Genomic DNA, 18694 nt, shown 5'->3' with positions numbered 1-18694 from the left:
GGGCTTGAGGGTGTCTTACGGTGTTTGAGCATCCCGTTGAGGGTTTGGGGCGGGTTCTTTGCGTATCGGTGGGGTGGGAGCGGGGGGGGGGGGCCCCGCCCGCCCCCGCCGCACGGCGGTCATATGGTCCGACGGGCCCTACCTTACGGGTGTCAGTCGAAGACGACGGTACGGCGGCCGTTCAGCAGGATCCGGTGCTCCGCGTGCCACTTCACCGCGCGCGCCAGCGCCTGGCACTCCACATCGCGGCCCAGGGCCACCAGCTGCTCCGGAGTCACCCCGTGGCCCACCCGCTCGACCTCCTGCTCGATGATCGGGCCCTCGTCCAGGTCGGCCGTCACATAGTGCGCCGTGGCCCCGATCAGCTTCACCCCGCGCGCGTGCGCCTGGTGGTAGGGCTTGGCGCCCTTGAAGCTCGGCAGGAAGGAGTGGTGGATGTTGATGATCCGGCCGCTGAGCTGCTTGCACAGATCGTCCGACAGCACCTGCATGTAGCGGGCGAGCACCACCAGCTCCACGTTCTCCTCACGCACCAGCTCCAGCAGCCGCGCCTCGGCCTCGGGCTTGTTCTCGCGGGTGACCGGGATGTGGTGGAACGGAATGTGGTACGAGGAGACCAGCTCGGCGAAGTCCGTGTGATTGGAGACGACGGCCGCGATCTCCACCGGCAGCGCGCCGATGCTGGAGCGGAAGAGCAGATCGTTCAGGCAGTGGCCGAACTTGCTGACCATGAGCACGATCCGCATCGGCTCCTCGGCGAGATGGATCTGCCAGTCCATCTGGAAGGAGTCGCCCACGGCGGCGAAGCTGGCCCGCAGCTTCTCCACGGTCACCGGGGCCTCGGCCGAGAAGTGGACGCGCATGAAGAACAGACCGGTGTCCTGGTCGCCGAACTGCTGGCTGTCCTCGATGTTGCAGCCGGTGATGAAGAGATAGCTCGACACGGCGTGGACGATGCCCTGCTTGTCCGGGCAGGAGAGGGTCAGGACGTACTGGTCGGTCATCCTCGTAGGGTGCCACATCCGACGGCCCGGACCGGAAGCCGTCCACGGAGCGGTCAAGCCGTACGCGTTATGATCCGCAGCACATCGAGCGAGCGGGGCGGCGTGTCCGGGTCCTCGCCGTCATTGGCCGCCAGCCGCACATGGGCCTCGCGGCAGGCCCGCACCGCCTCCGGCCAGCCGTGGTGCGCCATGTACGCCGAGACGGGGGCGTCCGCGCCGACCTGGTGCATGATCCGCAGCACCCGCAGCACGGCCACGTCGACGAGCGCGGCCTCGTTGGAGTCGCGGAAGATCGTGCCGACGTACTTCTCGGCGGACCAGTTGTCCAGCCAGGTGTCCTCGACGAGCCGGTAGACGGCGTCGGTGACGTCTCCGTACCCCTCCAGACCGGCCAGCCAGGCCTCCTGCTGGAAGGCGGGGTCGGAGAGCATATGCAGGGCCGAGCGCACATTCACGCGCCAGCGCCACCACGGCATGTCGTTGAGCGGCATACCGCCCATGGTGGATGAGCGACGGGCGCGACGGGAAGAGGGAGCCGGTCCTTGCTGGTGCACGCCGTCGATCGTACGTTCTCCGGCCGCCCGGGGCCCAGGCCCCCCGCAATTCACCTTTCCGTCACCCGGCGTTGACGGGCGCACACACCTCCGTTACCCGGGCGGCGGAAGGGTGACGGCCCATGACCGGTAGTCGACGCCCGACCCTTGCCAGCCCCCAGGGGCCCCGCTCCCCCCGGACCGGACGCCGCCCGTGGCGCGGACTGCCCGTGGTCGCGGCGGCGGCCGGGGCGCTGCTGGTCACCGGGTGCGGGGCGGCCCCGGGGGCCTCCGAGGACTCCCGGCCGCCCGTCACCGTGATGACCTTCGCCCCGGAGAAGACCCAGGCCACCAATATGCCGGGGATGCCGGCCATGGCGGTCGCGTACGCGCGCTGGGTGAACGCCCGGGGCGGCGTCGACGGGCATCCGCTCAAGGTGATCACCTGCAATGAGCGGAACACCGCCCAGGGGGCCGCCGCGTGCGCGATGCGCGCGGTGCGGGAGAAGGCGGCGGCGGTCGTCGGCTCGTACAGCCAGCACGCGGACGCGTTCCTGCCGCCGCTGGAGGACGCCGGCATCCCGTTCATCGGCGGGTTCGGCATCTCGGAGGCCGAGTTCAGCAGCTATCTGTCCTATCCGGTCAACGGCGGACAGCCGGCCCTGCTCGCCGGGCACGGCGTCCAGCTGGCGGACGCCTGCGAACGGGTCGCGCTGGTACGGCCCGACTCCGCCACCGGGGACCAGCTGCCGGAGCTGCTGAACGCGGGGCTCGCCGGGGCCGGGAACCGGACGGTCGACGTGCTGGCGCCCGAGGACGCCACCGACTACACCCGGGCCGCCGCCCGGGCCCGCGAGACGGCGGGGGCCGGGACCGGAACGGGAACGGGAACGGGAACGAACGCCCCGGGGAGCGCTCGGGACACCGGCGAGGAGGCCCGGCCCGGCTGTGTCACCGCGGCGCTCGGCGAACGCACCGAGACCTTCTTCGACTCCTTCCGGCGGCTGCCCGACGAAGGACCGCGGGTCAAGGTCTCCTCGGTGCTCAGCAGCGTCGGCCAGTCGCTGATCGACCGCACCGGCGGGCGCGAGGGCCCCTTCGAGGGGGCGTTCATCACCGGGTGGTACCCGGACTCGGGCGACGCGCGCTGGGCGGCGATGAAGGGAGTGATCGCCGACCACGCCTTCGCCGACAACCGGATCGACCCGGCCGACTCGGGTGTGCAGACCACCTGGATCGCGTACACCGCCCTGGCCGCCGTCATCGAGTCCCTCGACACCGACGAGGTCACCCCGCACAAGATCTCGCGCGCCCTCGACCGGGGGGTGCGGGTCACCACCGGCGGGCTCACCCCCGAACTGCGCTGGGAGCACCAGGACATGCTCGGCATCCCCGACTTCCCCCGCATCGTGAACTCCAGGGTCACGTTCCAGGTGGTGCGCGACGGACGGCTGGTGGCGCAGCGCGAGGGCTTCGTGGACATCACCGAGACCCTGGCCGGGGCCGTCTCCCGCTGACCGGGCCGGGACCGGTGCGGCGAGCACCGGGCCCTTCGCCCGCCGGACGGGCCCGGCCCCCGCCCGGCGCCTCGCGGCGGGCGGCGGGGCCCCGGGCCCGGCGCGGCGTCAGAGCTGGTGGCTGCCGCGCTTGGGGAGGTCGTAGCGGGCCGCCACCGGGTTCCAGAGGCCGGCCGCCTCCTGCTTGGCCTCCGTGGCCTCGCCGCTGGCGCTGTTGCCCTGGGCGGCCCGCTTGGTGTTGCGGGCCTTGCCGTCCTTGCAGCCCTTCTTGCCGCCCATCTGGTCGGCCCAGGCCGCGTAGTGGTCGTCCGCCGCGGCCGACGCCTGCCACGCCTCGGTCAGCGACTCGGCCAGATCCTCGTGCTCGGGCAGCTTGCCGATGTCGATGCCGCCCAGCCGGGTCACCAGACCCCGGCGCTGCTCGGCGGCCCCGCGCAGATCCGCCGCCGCCTGACCGAGGTTCTTGCACTGCCGGATGTTCGCCACCGAGCGGATCACCGCGGCCCGGCTGTCGTTGCTGTCCGCCAGGAGCCGGTCGAGCGCCTGGGCCTGCGTCTTCACCGGGTCCACCGCGGGCGGCTCGGGAGAGGCGGAGGGACTGGCCGCGTCGCTGGGCGCGGGCGAGGCCGCCGCCGCGTTCGCCCCGGCCCCCGGGTCCTTCTTCTTCTCGTCCTCGCCGCCGAACATCAGCGCGCCGACGCCGAGGCCCAGCACCGCGCAGCCGACGACCACGGCCGCGATGACGGGCGCGCCCGCCGACTTGCGCCGCCGCGCGGGGTCCTGACGCTGCGCCCGGCGGCGCGAGCCCTCGCCCTCGGCCCGGTGCGACGCGGGCTGCGGGGGCTGGGGGGCGGGCTGGTGCCACTGCGGGGGCTGCGGGGCCGCGTACGGCGGCCGGGCGGCCGGCGGCTGCCCTCCGGGGGCTCCGGGGCCGCCAGGGGCGCCGGGGCCGCCGGCGCCTCGGAAGAGATTGTCGAACTCGGCGGGCGGCGGCCGGTCACCGGGGGCTCCGGGCCTGATCCCGTACGGCGCGCCCGGGGGCGGCGGCGGGACGGCCGGACCGTTCCCGCGCGGGCCGGCGCCGAGATACGCCGTGGACTCGGCCGGGCTCTCGGCGGGGCTCTCGGGCGGCAGCGCGCCCGGCACGGCGGGCGGGACCGGCGGGATGACCTGGGTGGCGTCCACCGGCTCCGGACCCACGGGCGGTATCACCTGGGTGGCGTCCATCGGCGCCGGGCCGACCGGCGGGATCACCTGCGTCGCGTCCGACATCCCCGGGCCGGGGGCCATGTGCGGCGGATACGGCGTCGCGTCCGGGGCGCCCGGGTAGGGCTGCTGCGGCGGCAGGGGGCCCGCGCCGACGGGCGGGAACACCTGCGTGGCGTCCATCGGTCCCGGGCCGACCGGCGGAATCACCTGCGTCGCGTCCGACATCCCCGGGTCCGGAGCCACCGGCGGCAGATACCGCGTCGTGTCCGAGTCCCCCGCGTACGGCTGCCGCTGGGGCTGCTGCGCGGCGGGCAGCGGCTGGGACCGTACGCCGTACCAGTCGTCCTGCTCCGGAGCCCGCGCGCCGCCGAACTGCCCCTGGGAGGCGTCCGGAAGGTGCTCCGGCCGCTGGTCGGGGTAGTACCCCGCGGGCTGCCGCGGGCCCCACGGCTGCCCGTCCGCCGGGGCGGGCCCGCCGTCCGCGCCCCGGGGCGCCCACGGGCCGGCCGCCTCGGGGGGCAGTACGACGCCCTCCTGCGCGGGCCGGGCAGCAGGGAGCCGATCGTCACCCTGTCCGCTGTGCGTCACCAGGACTCCTCCATATGAACTTACGGGACCGTCGGTTCACGCTACCGGGTACCTCGGGTCCCGCCGTACACCCGCCGGGGAGCCGGGCGGACATCCCTCCTCACCGCCGTCGCCGGAGGGCGGGCTGTGACCGGCCTCACGCCCGCCCGGCCGGTCTCAGGCCGCCTGCATCTCCACCCGCGCCCCGAACTCACGGACCGCGGGCTCGTCCGCGAACGGCTCCAGCCGCTGCTGGAGATCCTCCAGATACTCCGCGCCCCGGCTGGAGCGCAGCCGGGCGAGCAGCTCCAGCGCCCGGCCCCCGGTGTGGCAGGCCTGCTCCACCTCGCGCTGCTGCACCTGCGCGGTGGCGAGCAGCACCAGTCCGATCGCGCGCCGCCGCGCCCGGGTCTCGGGGTGGCCGTCCAGCGCCGCCGTCGCCTGGTGCGCGGCGGCCTCGGGCCGGCCCAGGTCCCGGTGGCAGTGGGCCAGTTCGTCGGCGAGATAGGCGTGGTCGAAGTGGGCGATCCAGGGCGGGTCGTCGCCCGACTCGGGCTCCGCCCGCTCCAGCGCGGCGATCGCCTTCCCGGCCACGGTGTGACAGGTGCGGGAGTCCCCGAGGAGGGCGTGCCCGCGGGCCTCGGCGGCGAGGAACATCGACTCGGCGCGCGGGGTGACATGTCCGCGCGCGCCCTCCTGCGCGGCCCGCGCCAGCTGGGCGATCTCCCGGGGGTTGCCCAGCTGGGCCGCGAGATGGCTCATGGAGGCGGCCAGCACATAGCCGCCGTACCCCCGGTCGCCGGCCGCCTGGGCCAGCCGCAGCGCCTGGATGTAGTAGCGCTGGGCGAGTCCGGGCTGTCCGGTGTCGACGGCCATGTACCCGGCCAGTTCGGTCAGCCGGGCGACCGCGGCGAACAGCTCGCGGCCGACCGATTCGCGATAGGACCCCGAGAGCAGCCCGGAGACCACCGAGTTGAGGTAGTGCACGACCACCGGGCGGACGTGCCCGCTGCCGAAGCGGTGGTCCAGCTCGGTGAGCGCGGCGGTCATCGCCCGGACCGCCTCCACGTCGCAGGAGCCGACCCGGGAGCCCGCGGAGCGCGCCACCTGGCTGTCCGCGCCGGTGATCAGCCAGTCCCGGCTGGGCTCGACCAGCGCGGAGGCCGCGACCGAGGTCCCGGAGAGGAAGTCCCGGCGGCCCACGTCGCTGCGCCACAGCTCGCAGACCTGCTCGATCGCGCCGAGGACGGTCGGGGAGAACTGGAGTCCCACGCCCGAGGCGAGGTTCTTGCCGTTGGCCATGCCGGTCTCGTCGATCGTGACCGTACGGCCGAGTTTGCGGCCCAGCGCCTCGGCGATGATGCCGGGCGCGCGCCCGCGCGGCTGCTGCCCGCGCAGCCACCGCGCCACGGATGTCTTGTCGTACCGCAGGTCCAACCCGCGTTCCGCGCCGACCATGTTGACCCGCCGGGCGAGCCCGGCGTTGGAGCACCCGGCTTCCTGAATGAGCGCCTGCAGCCGTTCGTTCGGCTGTCGGGCGACGAGAGGTCTGGCTGCCATGAAAACCCCCTGAGGCCGCGGTGATCCACGCAGGGATCACTGCCCGGCCGCTATCCGGAGAATGCAGAATTGACGGACTTGGTCTGGTTTTTCCAAAAGTGCTTCCCAAGACGCTTTCCCCGGGCGCTTCCCGGACGCCCGCGCGCCCCGTCCGCACCCGCCCGCGGGGCCGTGCCCCGCGGGAAGACCTCGCCCCGGGCGCCGGTCCTCCGGATCCCGCCAGGCTCGCCGGCCCGATCCGGAAGACGGCGCCCACCCCCGTCGGACGGCCCTCCTCGGACCGCCGGCGCCGGAACGGCGGCCACACGCGCCGCCGCCCGGAACGGACGACATCCCGCCCCCCTATGTACACGTAGCTACCCGCCCCCGAGGCCCGTCCCCACGCGCGCCCCCGTCCGTGCATCCATGCGCCCCATATGCGGGATCATGATCGCGGGGCGGGCCGTAGGGTGCCCGTAACTCAAGGTGACGGTGGGAGTTGAGTGGTCGTGGAAGAGACCATCGGAGTGAGAGAGACCGCGGAGATCCCCCAGCAGAGGGGCGAACAGCTGCTGGATCACGCGGTGCGGTACGCGGAGGAGCGGCACTGGGACGTATTCCCCGGCACCTGGCTGGAGGCCGTCGACGGAAAGGAGCACTGCTCCTGCGGCGACACCTCCTGCGAGACGCCGGGCGCGCACGCGGCCGGGCCGGACTGGTCGAGCCGGGCCACGGGCAGCGCCACCGCCGTCCGCCGGATGTGGGACGAGCACCCGAGAGCGTCGATCCTGCTGCCGACGGGCCGCGCGTTCGACGTACTCGACCTTCCGGAGTCGGCGGGCTTTCTGGCGCTGGCCCGGCTGGAACGAATGGAGCTGCCGCTCGGCCCGGTGGCCTGCACACCGGACCGGCGGATGCTGTTCTTCGTGCTGCCGGGCGCGTCGGCGAAGGCGCCCGATCTGATCCGCGGTCTGGGCTGGGCGCCCAGCTCGCTGGATCTGGTCGCGCGGGGCGAGGGGCACTACGTCATCGCGCCGCCGACCCGGGTCGGCGGCCGGGGCGCGGCGCAGTGGGCCCGTAAGCCCACCAGCGCCAACCGCTGGCTGCCGGACGCCGACGAGCTGATCAGCCCGCTGGCGTACGCGTGCGGACGGGAGGCCGTGGCGGCACGCACCCGGACCGCTTAGGCGGCGCCTACATAAGGTGGACCCGTACTGACGCGTACATAACCATGACGCGCATGACATAGGGGACACCCGAAAGGTGGGGCGCCATGCCGGAGAACCGGGCGACAACGGCCGGGGGGACAGACGCGGGCGGGGCGCAGGCCGCGCCGCCCGCCGTTCGCGTCGAGGGTCTGTGGAAGCGGTTCGGCGAGCAGGTCGCCGTCTCCGGCATCGACCTCACGCTCCCCGCGGGCAAGTTCATCGGTCTGGTCGGCCCGAACGGCGCGGGCAAGACGACGACCCTCTCGATGGTCACGGGCCTGCTCCGGCCGGACCACGGCCGGGTGGAGGTCGCCGGGCACGATGTGTGGCGGGACCCGGTCGGGGTGAAGTCCCGGATCGGCGTGCTGCCGGAAGGGCTGCGCCTCTTCGAGCGCCTCTCGGGGCGGGAACTCCTCGCCTACACCGGGCGGCTGCGCGGGCTGCCGGGCGCGGAGGTCGACAAGCGGGCGGCGCAGCTTCTCGACGTCCTGGACCTGGCCGGCGCTCAGCACAAGCTGGTGGTGGACTACTCCACCGGCATGCGCAAGAAGATCGGTCTGGCGGCCGCGCTGCTGCACAATCCCGAAGTCCTCTTCCTGGACGAGCCCTTCGAGGGCGTCGACCCGGTCTCCGCGCAGACCATCCGCGGGGTGCTGGAGCGCTACACCGCCTCGGGCGCGACGGTGGTGTTCTCCAGCCATGTGATGGAGCTGGTGGAGTCGCTGTGCGACTGGGTCGCGGTGATGGCCGCGGGCCGGATCCGGGCCCAGGGGACGCTGGCGGAGGTGCGCGGGGACGCGCCGTCGCTCCAGAGCGCGTTCCTGGAGCTGGTCGGGGCGCGCGGGCGCGACTCCCACGAGTCGCTGGACTGGCTCGGCGGCGGCACGGGCGGTGTGCGTTGAGCCCCGCTTCCGGCGGAGAGCCGGGTACGGCGACCGGCGCGGAGCCGGGTACGGCGATCGGCGCGGAGCCGGGTACGGCGATCGGCGGAGGGCCCGGCGCGAAACCGCGTACGGAGCCCGGTACGAAGTCCGGGGGCGGGCTCTTCACGGAGCCCGGGGGCGGGCTGAGCACAGGACAGCTGGCCGGGATCTTCGTACGGCTCAAGCTGTCGCTGCTGCGGAACGGGCTGCGGCAGTCCGCCGCGCGCACCGCCGTCTTCGTGATCTCCCTCGTCCTCACCCTCCTCTTCGCGGCGGGCCTGCTGCTCGGTCTGATCCTGCTGCGCGGCCACGACCAGGCCGCGACCGTCGTCGTGCTGCTCGCCGGGATGCTGGCGCTCGGCTGGGCGCTGATGCCGCTGTTCGCCGCCGGCGGGGACGAGACGCTCGACGCGACCCGGCTGGTGATGCTGCCGCTGCGGCCGGGCCCGCTGGTCGCCGCGCTGCTGGCGTCCTCGCTGATCGGCATAGGCCCGCTCTTCGCGCTCTTCCTGGTGGCGGGCTCGGCCGTCGCGCTGGCCCACGGCGGCGCGGCGCTGGTCGTCTCGTTCGCCGCCGCGCCGCTGGCGCTGCTGGTGTGCGTGGCGCTGGCGCGCGCGGTCGCGGCGGCCAACGTACGGCTGCTGACCTCCCGCAAGGGCCGCGATCTGGCGCTGCTGAGCGGTCTGGTGTTCGCCGTCGGCATCCAGATCGTGAACTTCGGCGCGCAGCGGCTCAGCCAGTCGGGCGGGGTCTCCGCGCTGGAGCCCGCGGCCGAGATCGTACGGTGGCTGCCGCCGGCCTCCGCGCTCGCCGCGATCGGCTCGGTGAGCGACGGGTCCTACGGCGCCGCCCTCGCCCAGCTGGCGCTGTCGGCCGGGGCGCTGTACGCCCTGCTGTGGTCCTGGCGGCGGAATCTGACGAAGCTGATGACCGCGCCCGACGGATCCACGCTGGGCGCGGCCGAGAAGCCCGCGGCCCGCGAGGGCTCCCCCGGCCTGCTGCACCGGCTGCTGCCGGAGGGCCGCACCGGCGCGGTGATGCAGCGCAGCCTCCGCTACGCCTGGCGGGATCCGAAGACCAAGGCGGCCTGGGTCACGGGGCTGGCGATCGGTCTGATCGTGCCGATGTTCAGCGCCGTCCAGGGGACCGGCTCGATCTATCTGGCCTGCTTCGCGGCGGGGATGCTGGGCATGCAGATGTACAACCAGTTCGGCCAGGACACCTCGGCGTTCTGGATGGTGGCGCAGACGATCTCCACGACCCGGGACGCCTACGAGGAACTGCGCGCGAGGGCGCTGGCGCTGCTGGTGGTCACCCTCCCGTACACCGTCCTGGTGACGGTGTCGGTGGCGGTCGTGCTCGGCGACTGGCAGTCGCTGCCGTCGGGGCTGGGGCTCTCCTTCGCGGCGCTCGGCGCGTTCCTCGGCACGGGGGCGGTGGTCTCGGCCCGGCTGGCGTACTCGATCCCGCAGGACAGCGCGTACAAGAACGTCGCGCCCGGGCAGGCGGGGCTGGCCTGGATGTCCCTCTTCGGCGGATTGGTCGTCGCCCTGCTGCTCACCGCTCCGGTGATCGTGCCGACGGTGTGGCTCCACCTCACCGACGCCCACGATCTCCTGTGGACGATGCTCCCCCTCGGCACCGCCTACGGCCTCCTGCTCGGCTGGGCCGGCGTACGCGTCGCCGCCCCGCTCACCGCCAACCGGCTCCCGGAGATCCTGACGGCGGTCAGCAAGGGGTGAGGCGGGGCCTCCGGCCGGGGCGGGTGGGCCCGGGGGCCTGGGTCTTGGGCCTGGGGCCGGCCCGGGCCCCGGGCCGGGGGTGGTCGCCCTGCGGGCCGGGCCAGTGGTCGGCGGCCGGTCCGGCGGAATGCCGGATGCCGGAAGTCGATCCGGGCCCGCCGGGCGGAGATCGTCCGGCCGGGGGCCGGGAGTCCCGGTCGGCCCGAGGGCCGGGAACGGCCCGGTGCCGGTGGCCTGCGGTGAGTGCGGCCCGCCCGCCGGGAGCCGGTTCGGTGCGACCGCCAGGGGGCCGGGGGGCGGGAGTGGGGCGGCTCTCGGGCGGGGTGGGCTGTGGATCGGGGGTGGTTTCTCGTCGAAGAGGGGTGGCGGAGAAGCGCGGGGGTTGGGGGTTTGTGCAGCTCAGGGGGGAGTTTCTGAGGTGCGCAGTCAAGATTGTCCATATGCCGGACAGTCCGGAGGGGCGCTCGGCGTAGGGCGCGAGCTGGCCAAACGAACATTCGGTCACCCGCTTTGACGCGGTCGCGGCCGGAAAACGGCGATCGGCGTGCTTTCACTGTCCGCGTACGCGAGACTCCCGAGCGCAATCACCCTCGGAGCGAAGGAGCTTCACCGATGCGTTCTGTACGCAGCACGATCGCCGTCACCGCCGCGCTGGTGCTCAGCGGGGTCGCGGCGGTGTCCGCGCAGGCCGCGCAGCCGCGGTCCGCGGCGGTCCCGCCGGTGGCGGCGCACACCCTGACGCACCCCGCGGCGGAGGCGGGCGCCGGGGCGGGGAGCGCGCTCTACGCGCCGTCCGCGTTCGTCCTCAGCGTCGGCAAGGGCGCCGACCCGATGAGCGCGGCCGTGCAGCGGGCGGTCACCCTCAGCTGCTCCCCCGGGGCCCGGGGCACCCACCCCGCGCCCGCCGCCGCCTGCGACGAGCTGAGGTCGGTGGACGGCGAGGTGTCCGCGCTGCCGACGGCGCTGCCGCAGACGATCTGTACGCGCGAGTGGGACCCGGTCACGGTCACCGCGGACGGCGTGTGGCGCGGCGAGCGGGTCAGCTGGTCGGCGACGTACAACAACGGCTGCGAGATGGGCGCGAGCCTGGGCGGCGGGGCGCTGTTCTCCTTCTGACCGGCCCGCCGGTCCCCCACTGACCGCCTCCGCCGGACGACCAGCCGCTGCCGCCGCGGCCGGTCCCCCTCGCCGGGCCAGCCCGCCCGGCGCATCGCCCGGCCGCCCGGCCCGGCCGCTCAGCCCGCGCCCGAGGTGCGCACCCCGTCGCCGTCGGGGGCGAGATCGAGGCAGTGCGCGTCGAGGAATGGCTCGATCGCCGCGTACCAGGCCGTCGGCTGCTCGTAGTGGACCAGATGGCCGCCGTCCGCCACCTCCGCGTACTGGCCGCGCGGGAGGACCCTGACCATCTCCTGGGCCTCGGCGCGGCCGAGGTCGCCGTCGAAGCCGCGGAAGACCAGGGCGGGGCAGGAGACCTGGGCGAGTTCGTCCCAGTGGGCGTCGTGGGCCCAGGTCGCGCGGGACGCGAGCATCTGGGCGCGGGAGAAGACGGGCCGCCAGCCGTCCGCCCGCTCGATCATCACCTCGGCGAAGAAGTCGCCGCGCGAGGGACTGGGGCGTTCGGTCCAGGCGTCCTCCTCGCCGAACCAGCGCCGGACGTCCGCGAGCGACGCGAACGGCAGCGGCCAGGAGCGGAACCACTCCTCCCACTGCCGCTGCGAGGCCGCGCCGCGCGCCGCCGCCCGCATGTCGCAGATGACCAGCGCCCGGACCAGGTCGGGGCGGCGGGCGGCGAGCTGCCAGGCGGTGAGCGCGCCCATGGAGTGGCCGACGAGCGTCACCGGGGCGAGGCCCAGCCGTTCGATGACGGCCTCAGCGTCGGCGATGTAGGCCTCGCGGGTGAAGGGCCCCTCGGGGGGCTTGTCGCTGTGGCCGTGGCCGCGCTGGTCGAGTGCGACCACCCGGTGCCGACGGCCCAGCAGCCGGGCCGCCGGGGCCCAGTGCGAGGCGCGGCCCAGCAGCCCGTGCAGCAGTAAGACGCCGGGAGCGGAGTCGGGCTCCGCCCCCTCGTCCGAACCGTCCGCCGGCCCGTCGGCGGGCTCCCGGCGGGTCTCGCGGCCGCCCTGCGGCGGTTCGGTGAACTCCCAGGCGGCCAGGTGCACGCCGCCGGCTCCGGTCACGTCGATGCGGCGCACCATGTGCCCGGCACCCCCTTCTCTTCCCCGGTCGTCCGCCCGGCCGGACCCCTCCCCGCCGGACGCCTCAGCTTATCGAACTCGCGTTCGAAGATATGGTTCCGGGGCTCAACACCCCTCGTTCGAGTGACCACTCACCAGGCATGACTCCCGTCGGCGGGGGGAGATCTCCTGCGGGAGGCGGGCCGCTCGGGGAAGACGGTCCGCGGGGACTGACCCTGGGAGCTCGGGGCTCCGGGTCAGCGCAGGGGAGGGCAGGCCCCGGCGCCCTCGGGCGTCGGGGCACTCCCGTGTCATGGGGTCCCCCGGCCGGGTCGCGGCGGACCTCGGCGTCGCGGAGCCCCTCGGCGCGGCATCCCTCGGAGCGGAGCGCGGACCGGGCTTCGGCCCGGAGCGCGGAGCGGTCTCCGGGGGCACGCGGGGGCGGCGGACCGGCGGAGCCGGGCGCGCCGAGCGCGGCGGGGCGTACGACGGGCGCGTCACCCTGATCCCTCCCGGGCGGTGTGTCATATGCCTCGGCACCAAGCGTCGCACGCGCGGGGCCCGGGAGGCTTCCCTCCGGGCCGAAAACGATGCCTGTGAGGCCGGTGATATTCCGTGATATCCGAGATGTCCGAGGGCTTCGGCGCGACGGGCGCGGCCGTGGGGACGCCTCGGGGCGCGCGGCTCGACGGCCTCACGCGACGGCCTCACGCGACGGCCTCGCGCGGCGTCCGGCCGACCCGGAACCCTGAAGCCCGGAGCCCTGAGCCCTGAGCCCCGGACGGAATGAGCCCCGAGTCCTGGACCCGGATAAGCCCGGACCAGCCCGGTGAGCCAGGACGAGGCCGGAGCCCCGAGCCCGGAGAGTGCGCGGGCGGCGCGGCGCGCGGGGGCCGGGGGAGACGGCGAGGCGGATCGGGAGGCGCCGGAGCACCGGCGCACACCGGGCCGCGGGCCTGAGGAACAGCCCGGGGCCCTTCGTACGGGCGGTGCGTCAGCGCTTGGCGACGAAGACGTGGGAGGCGACGTCCGCCTCCAGCTCCGCGGCCTCACCGCTGCTGCCGACCAGCACTCCGCCGGGCGACTCGGTCACGCTCACGACCGAACCGGGCTGCACGCCCGCCCGCCGCAGCGTGTACATCAGCTGGGCGTCGGTCTGGATCGGCTCGCCGATCCTGCGGACGACCACCGTCTTGCCGTCCACCCCGGGGTCGAGATCGGCCAGCGAGACCATGTTCTCGTCGAGGAAGGGATCGGCCTCCGTCTTCTCGCCCAGCTCCTCCAGGCCCGGGATCGGATTGCCGTAGGGGGATTCGGTGGGGTGGCGCAGCAGCTCCAGCACCCGCCGCTCCACCGCCTCGCTCATGACGTGCTCCCAGCGGCAGGCCTCCGCGTGGACCTGCTCCCACTCCAGGCCGATCACGTCGACGAGGAGGCATTCGGCGAGGCGGTGCTTGCGCATCACGCGCGTCGCCAGCCGCCTGCCCTCCTCGGTCAGCTCCAGATGGCGGTCCCCGGCGACCGTCACCAGACCGTCGCGCTCCATGCGGGCCACGGTCTGACTGACCGTGGGCCCGCTCTGGTCAAGCCGCTCCGCGATACGGGCCCGCATGGGGACCACACCTTCCTCTTCCAGTTCGAGGATGGTGCGGAGATACATCTCCGTGGTGTCGATCAGTCCGGACATACGTGCCCCTCGATGGAATCGTGCGCTGCGGCCCCGAAGTCAATTCTTACGCATCCCGCTGACAACCGTGCCGCGCAGGCCCAAGCCGCCGGGCGAGCCCGGTGCCAGAGACTGTAGAGACAGTATTGACAGGGCAATGGTCCAGACCGCAACGTGATCGGCGGCACGGGTATTCCCCGGCGCGCTCCATGTTCCACACGTACCGGGTACGCGCGCCCCGCATCCGCGTCCCCGCACCCCGGAGAGGGCTCAATGATGAGCGAGAGCAAGCTGGCCGGTCAGTTCTTCGACGCCGCGATCGGTCTGCTGCAGCGAGTACGGGACGAGGAGGCCGGGAACGTCGCGGCCGCCGGAGAGGTCATCGCGGACACCGTCGCGTCGGGGGGCAGACTCTTCGCCTTCGGCGCGGGGCACTCCTCGCTCGCCGCCCAGGACGTCGTCTACCGGGCCGGCGGACTCGCCCTCATGAATCTGCTCGCCGTGCCGGGCGTGGTGGGCGTCGACGTGATGCCCGCGACGCTGGGCTCCGCCCTGGAGCGGGTGGACGGACTCGCGGCGGCGGTGCTCGACACCAGCCCGCTGCGGAGCGGCGACACCCTGGTGATCATCTCGCTCTCCGGGCGGAACGCGCTCCCCGTCGAGATGGCGATGAACGCCCGGGCGCTCGGCATCAAGGTCATCGGAGTGACCTCGGTGGCGTACGCGGACGAGACCCGGTCCCGGCACACCTCGGGCACCTTCCTCCGGGACCACTGCGACGTCGTCCTCGACTCCAAGATCGCCGTCGGGGACGCGGAGCTGACCCACGAGGGCATCGAGGCCCCCTTCGCCCCGGCGTCCACCGTGGTCACCAGCGCCCTGATGCAGGCGACGCTGGCGGCGGCGGCCGAGCTGCTGGTGGAGCGCGGCGTCGAGCCGCCGATGCTGCGGTCGGGGAACGTGGACGGCGGGCACGAGTGGAACGGCCGGGTCATGAAGGAGTACGGCGACCGGATCTTCTACCGCCGCTGAACAGCCCCCGAGCAGCCGCTGAACAGCTGACGGACCGCTGACGGACCGCCCGGGCAGCCGGGCAGCCGGGCAGCCGCACCGTGTCGGCCGGGGCGGGCCGGGGGAGACCCGGCCCGCCCCGGCCGACACGTTTCGCCTCAGGCCCCGCCGCCGGCGGCGGGGGCGGCGAGATCGAGGGCGAGCGCCGCCATGGCCGTCATGCTCTCCGCGTACACGGCGTCCGCGCGCTCGAAGGCCGGGCGGGGTCCGCCGCGCAGAAAGGTCACCACGCCCAGGGTGCGGCCCCGGCTGCGCAGGACCGTGCACAGGGCGTGGTTCATGTCGGCGGGCCACTGGCGCTCCTTGGACCAGTTGCCCGGCGCGGGTCCGGCCGGTCCCGCCGTACCGCCCGTGGACGCGGAGCCCGTACCGCCCGTGGCAGGGGAGCCCGTGGACGCGGGGCCCTGGCCGAAGGCGGCGGCGGGGCCGGAGCCCGGGACGGGCGCGGGGCCTCCGGACGGCGCGCTCGCGCGGACCGAGCCGGTGCGCTCCGCCGCCTGGAGCGCCGGGTGCCCGGCCGGATAGCGCACCGGGATGCCGCCGCCCGCGACCGGGACACAGGGCCCGGGGACGCTCGCCGGGGTGGCCGCCGTGCGCACCAGCCGCCCCCGTTCCCCCGGTTCCACCAGGTCGACGAGGACATGATCGGCGAAGCCCGCGAGCGCGAAGTCGAGATAGGCGGTGGCGGCCTCCATCGGGTCCTCGCACTCGCCCGCCGCCCGGGCCGCCCGGTGCAGCTGGCTGGCGCGGAACCGCAGCCGGTCCGCCTCCTGTTCGGCGAGCTTCGCCCCGGTGACGTCCTGGAACAGCCAGCCGACGCCCAGCGGCACGGGCTCCTCCGTGAGCGGGGACGAGAGCCGCAGAAAGCCGCTGCGCCAGCAGCGCCGCCGCCCGGGCCCGCCGTCGGCTCCCGCCAGCGTCACCCACATCTCGCCGACGCCGCGCGGCTCGCCCTCCGCCAGGACGTGGTGGAGGGCCGCCTCCAGTTCTCCGACGCCCTCGACGACCAGCTCGCCCAGCGGCCTGCCGAGCGGGGAGGCGCGGCCGGCGCCCAGCGCCTCGGCGGCGCAGGCGTTGACGACGGTCGGCCGCAGATCGACGTCGACCAGGACGACGCCCCAGGAGGTGTCGTCGAAGAGGGCCTCGCTCAGCGCGATCGACCGCTCCAGCCCGATCTGGGTCTGCGCCTCGTTGAACGCGCAGTACACCCCCGCCGGTTCGCCGTCGGCCCCGGGCACCCGGGCCGACTGGGCGCGGACCAGCACCCGGCCGCCGTCCTTGCGGAGCAGCGGGAACTCATGGACCGTACGCCCCGGCGCGCTCATCGCGGCCGTCAGCCGCGCCTCCACGTCGGCGGCGTCGGCGGAGCGGACCGCCCAGCCGGTGAACCCGCGCCGGCCGACGGCCTCGCGGGCCGGCCAGCCGAGGACGCGCTCGGCCTCGCGGTTCCAGTGGGTGATCGTGCCGTCCGCGCCGAAGGCGCAGAGGGCCGCGTCCATCCCGTCCAGAAGGGCGGCCAGCAGCTCCGCCCCCGCGCCCGCCGTCGCCGTCAGCGTCGGCTCACTCTTCGAAGCACTCATTCCGGCCCCCTGTCGGATCACATTCAACTCGAACGTGACCCACGACACACCAGGTTCCGGCTATTCGTTGTCCGTGGAACACCGTGAGAACGGCTCGATTAATTCGGTTGAGCGCCTTCGCGGGGTGCTTCTAGGGTGTGGAGCACACGACGAAAGGAGGTGATCCGGAAGTGAATTCGTTTCGGATGCGTGAGGTGACTGCGGGCTAGAGGCCTGCTGTCGCACTCTGTGCTGTCGGCAGGCCTCCTGCCGCAATCCCAATGCAGTCACCCGACCCGTGGGCTGCCGGTGGTCCGACCGGCTTCCTCCGTTCCGTACGGAGGAAACAGCCCACGGGTCGTCTGCGTTCCCGGGCCCGGAGCGCCGAGGCCCCCGGAGCGTTCCGGTTTCCGTCCGGACGGACGAACAGACGGACGGACGTCCGCTCGGAGGGGGCACGGGCGTCGGGACGGACGTACGGACGTGAGTACGCGGTTCAGGGCGCGAGCCGCTCGACCCGCCAGGCGGCGCCCGCGCGGACGTACCGCAGCCGGTCGTGCAGCCGGTTCTCGTGACCCTGCCAGAACTCCACCGTCTCCGGCGCCACCCGGATGCCGCCCCACTCAGGCGGCGCGGGCACCTGCTCCCCCTCGGGATAGCGCGCCGCCAGCTCCTCGTACCGGCCCAGGATCTCGTCCCGGGAGCCGATCACCGAGGACTGGTCGCTCGCCCACGCGCCGAGCTGGGACCCGTGCGGACGGGTGCGGAAGTACGCGGCCGTCTCGTCCCGGCCGGTACGCGCGGCCGTGCCGGTCACCATGATCTGGCGGGTGATCGAATGCCAGGGGAAGAGCAGCGAGATCCGCGGATTCGCCTCCAGCTCACGGCCCTTGCGGGAGCGGTAGTTGGTGAAGAAGACGAACCCCCGCTCGTCGTACCGCTTCAGCAGCACCGTGCGCGAGGACGGCCGGCCGTCGGGGGTGGCGGTGGAGACCACCATGGCGTTGGGCTCGCGCAGCCCCCGGGAGACGGCCTGGCGGAACCAGTCGGCGAACTGTTCCATCGGGGTGGCGGCCAGCTCCGACTCCACCAGCGGCGTGGAGAGATAGCGCTCGCGCATCACAGCGGGGTCCGGCGTGGGATTCTGGGCGGCGTCGTCGGTCACGTCCGCCATCCTGCCCCAGCGGCCCGCCGGGCCCGGCACGGAGTGCCGGGAATCCGCCGCGCCCGGGCGCGCCGCCGCCCGCGTGCCCGTGACCGTCCCCGTACCGCCGCCGCGCCCGGGGCGGGGGCCGTGCCGCTCAGCCGCCTCCGCCCCCGCCCGCGCCCCCGCTCAGCGCCGTCTCCAGCAGTCCCGTCCACTGGCGCACCACCCGCTCGCGCCGGGCCGTGTCGTCCGTGAGCAGATTCGCCAGGCCCAGGCCGCGCGCCATGTCCAGCAGGCCCTGGACCGTCTCCCGGACGCCCGGGGCGGACTCGTCCACGGCGAGCAGCCGGACGGCGATGCGATGGGCCTCGCGGCCGACCCTGGCCTCCAGCTCGGCGACCCGGACATGGAGCTGGGGCTCGTGCGCGGCGGCGACCCACAGCTGGAGGGCCGCGCGGAAGAGGGGGCCGGTGTAGAGGCCGACCAGGGCGGCGACCGCCGAGGCGCGGTCGCCGCCGGGGAGCGCGCGCAGCGCCGTGGAGCGCTGCTCGGCGACATACTCGACGGCGGCCGTGAACAGGCCCTCGCGGGTGGGGAAGTGGTGCTGCGCCGCGCCCCGGGAGACGCCCGCGCGCTCGGCGACCGCCGCGACCGTGGAGCCCGCCCAGCCGGTCTCGGCCAGACAGGCGACGGCCGCCTCCAGCAGCCGCCGCCGGGTCGCCCGGCTGCGGTCCTGCTTGGGGGTGCTGGCTCCGACTGCCATACGGGTTCCCGTCGTTCGAGGAAGGCCGTCCGGCCCTCGCGCGCCCCGGCCGCCACGGACGACGGCGCCGGG

The 18694-nt window shown here is 74.4% G+C and carries 15 protein-coding genes; 6 read left to right on the top strand and 9 right to left on the bottom strand.

The features are described from left to right. Positions 1 to 152: 152 nt before the first annotated feature. Entirely contained in the window at positions 153 to 1022 is an 870-nt protein-coding gene (purU, locus tag ACF089_RS27545; protein WP_392031869.1) for a formyltetrahydrofolate deformylase, read from the bottom strand. A 35-nt stretch (positions 1023 to 1057) separates the two neighbouring features. Next, on the bottom strand, positions 1058 to 1495 hold the full coding sequence (locus ACF089_RS27540; RefSeq protein WP_392031867.1) for a hypothetical protein: 438 nt from the start codon (positions 1493 to 1495) through the stop codon (positions 1058 to 1060). 185 nt (positions 1496 to 1680) lie between these two features. Between ACF089_RS27540 and ACF089_RS27535 the strand changes: the two genes are divergently transcribed. Next, positions 1681 to 3054, top strand: a complete 1374-nt coding sequence (locus ACF089_RS27535; RefSeq protein ID WP_392031866.1) for an ABC transporter substrate-binding protein — start codon at positions 1681 to 1683, stop codon at positions 3052 to 3054. A 108-nt stretch (positions 3055 to 3162) separates the two neighbouring features. Here the strand turns inward: ACF089_RS27535 and ACF089_RS27530 are convergent, their stop codons facing one another. Beyond that, positions 3163 to 4851: a hypothetical protein gene (locus ACF089_RS27530; RefSeq protein WP_392031864.1), complete on the bottom strand. Its 1689-nt coding sequence runs from the start codon at positions 4849 to 4851 to the stop codon at positions 3163 to 3165. A 156-nt stretch (positions 4852 to 5007) separates the two neighbouring features. Then, positions 5008 to 6390, bottom strand: a complete 1383-nt coding sequence (locus ACF089_RS27525; protein ID WP_392031861.1) for a transcriptional regulator — start codon at positions 6388 to 6390, stop codon at positions 5008 to 5010. Between the two features lie 488 nt (positions 6391 to 6878). On the opposite strand from ACF089_RS27525, the gene ACF089_RS27520 reads away from it, so the two are divergent. The 4 genes from ACF089_RS27520 (at position 6879) to ACF089_RS27505 (ending at position 11358) form a co-directional block, all read left to right on the top strand. Beyond that, entirely contained in the window at positions 6879 to 7556 is a 678-nt protein-coding gene (locus ACF089_RS27520) for a bifunctional DNA primase/polymerase (RefSeq protein ID WP_392031858.1), read from the top strand. An 86-nt stretch (positions 7557 to 7642) separates the two neighbouring features. Continuing rightward, positions 7643 to 8479 (top strand): ABC transporter ATP-binding protein, encoded by an 837-nt coding sequence (locus tag ACF089_RS27515; RefSeq protein WP_392031855.1) that lies wholly within the window; start codon positions 7643 to 7645, stop codon positions 8477 to 8479. Between the two features lie 164 nt (positions 8480 to 8643). After that, positions 8644 to 10242, top strand: a complete 1599-nt coding sequence (locus ACF089_RS27510) for a transporter (RefSeq protein ID WP_392031907.1) — start codon at positions 8644 to 8646, stop codon at positions 10240 to 10242. Positions 10243 to 10854: 612 nt separating this feature from the next. Then, on the top strand, positions 10855 to 11358 hold the full coding sequence (locus tag ACF089_RS27505; RefSeq protein ID WP_392031852.1) for a subtilase-type protease inhibitor: 504 nt from the start codon (positions 10855 to 10857) through the stop codon (positions 11356 to 11358). A 119-nt stretch (positions 11359 to 11477) separates the two neighbouring features. Here the strand turns inward: ACF089_RS27505 and ACF089_RS27500 are convergent, their stop codons facing one another. Next, positions 11478 to 12437 (bottom strand): alpha/beta fold hydrolase, encoded by a 960-nt coding sequence (locus ACF089_RS27500; protein WP_392031850.1) that lies wholly within the window; start codon positions 12435 to 12437, stop codon positions 11478 to 11480. A gap of 973 nt (positions 12438 to 13410) precedes the next feature. Then, positions 13411 to 14103, bottom strand: a complete 693-nt coding sequence (locus tag ACF089_RS27495; RefSeq protein WP_392031847.1) for a metal-dependent transcriptional regulator — start codon at positions 14101 to 14103, stop codon at positions 13411 to 13413. A gap of 255 nt (positions 14104 to 14358) precedes the next feature. On the opposite strand from ACF089_RS27495, the gene ACF089_RS27490 reads away from it, so the two are divergent. After that, on the top strand, positions 14359 to 15114 hold the full coding sequence (locus tag ACF089_RS27490; protein WP_392031845.1) for an SIS domain-containing protein: 756 nt from the start codon (positions 14359 to 14361) through the stop codon (positions 15112 to 15114). A 137-nt stretch (positions 15115 to 15251) separates the two neighbouring features. On the opposite strand, the gene ACF089_RS27485 is transcribed toward ACF089_RS27490, so the two are convergent. The 3 genes from ACF089_RS27485 to ACF089_RS27475 all read right to left on the bottom strand — a co-directional run bounded on the left by ACF089_RS27485 (position 15252) and on the right by ACF089_RS27475 (position 18622). After that, positions 15252 to 16733 (bottom strand): PAS domain-containing protein, encoded by a 1482-nt coding sequence (locus ACF089_RS27485; protein WP_392031842.1) that lies wholly within the window; start codon positions 16731 to 16733, stop codon positions 15252 to 15254. A 475-nt stretch (positions 16734 to 17208) separates the two neighbouring features. Next, on the bottom strand, positions 17209 to 17886 hold the full coding sequence (pdxH, locus tag ACF089_RS27480) for a pyridoxamine 5'-phosphate oxidase (protein ID WP_392031839.1): 678 nt from the start codon (positions 17884 to 17886) through the stop codon (positions 17209 to 17211). Positions 17887 to 18013: 127 nt separating this feature from the next. Further along, positions 18014 to 18622: a TetR/AcrR family transcriptional regulator gene (locus ACF089_RS27475; protein WP_392031836.1), complete on the bottom strand. Its 609-nt coding sequence runs from the start codon at positions 18620 to 18622 to the stop codon at positions 18014 to 18016. Between the last annotated feature and the right edge of the window lie 72 nt (positions 18623 to 18694).

The sequence above is a fragment of the Streptomyces sp. NPDC014894 genome (assembly GCF_043080985.1).
Lineage (GTDB): Bacteria > Actinomycetota > Actinomycetes > Streptomycetales > Streptomycetaceae > Streptomyces.
The sequence above is the reverse complement of the archived record's forward strand: the minus strand, read 5'-3'. Positions and strand labels throughout refer to the sequence as shown.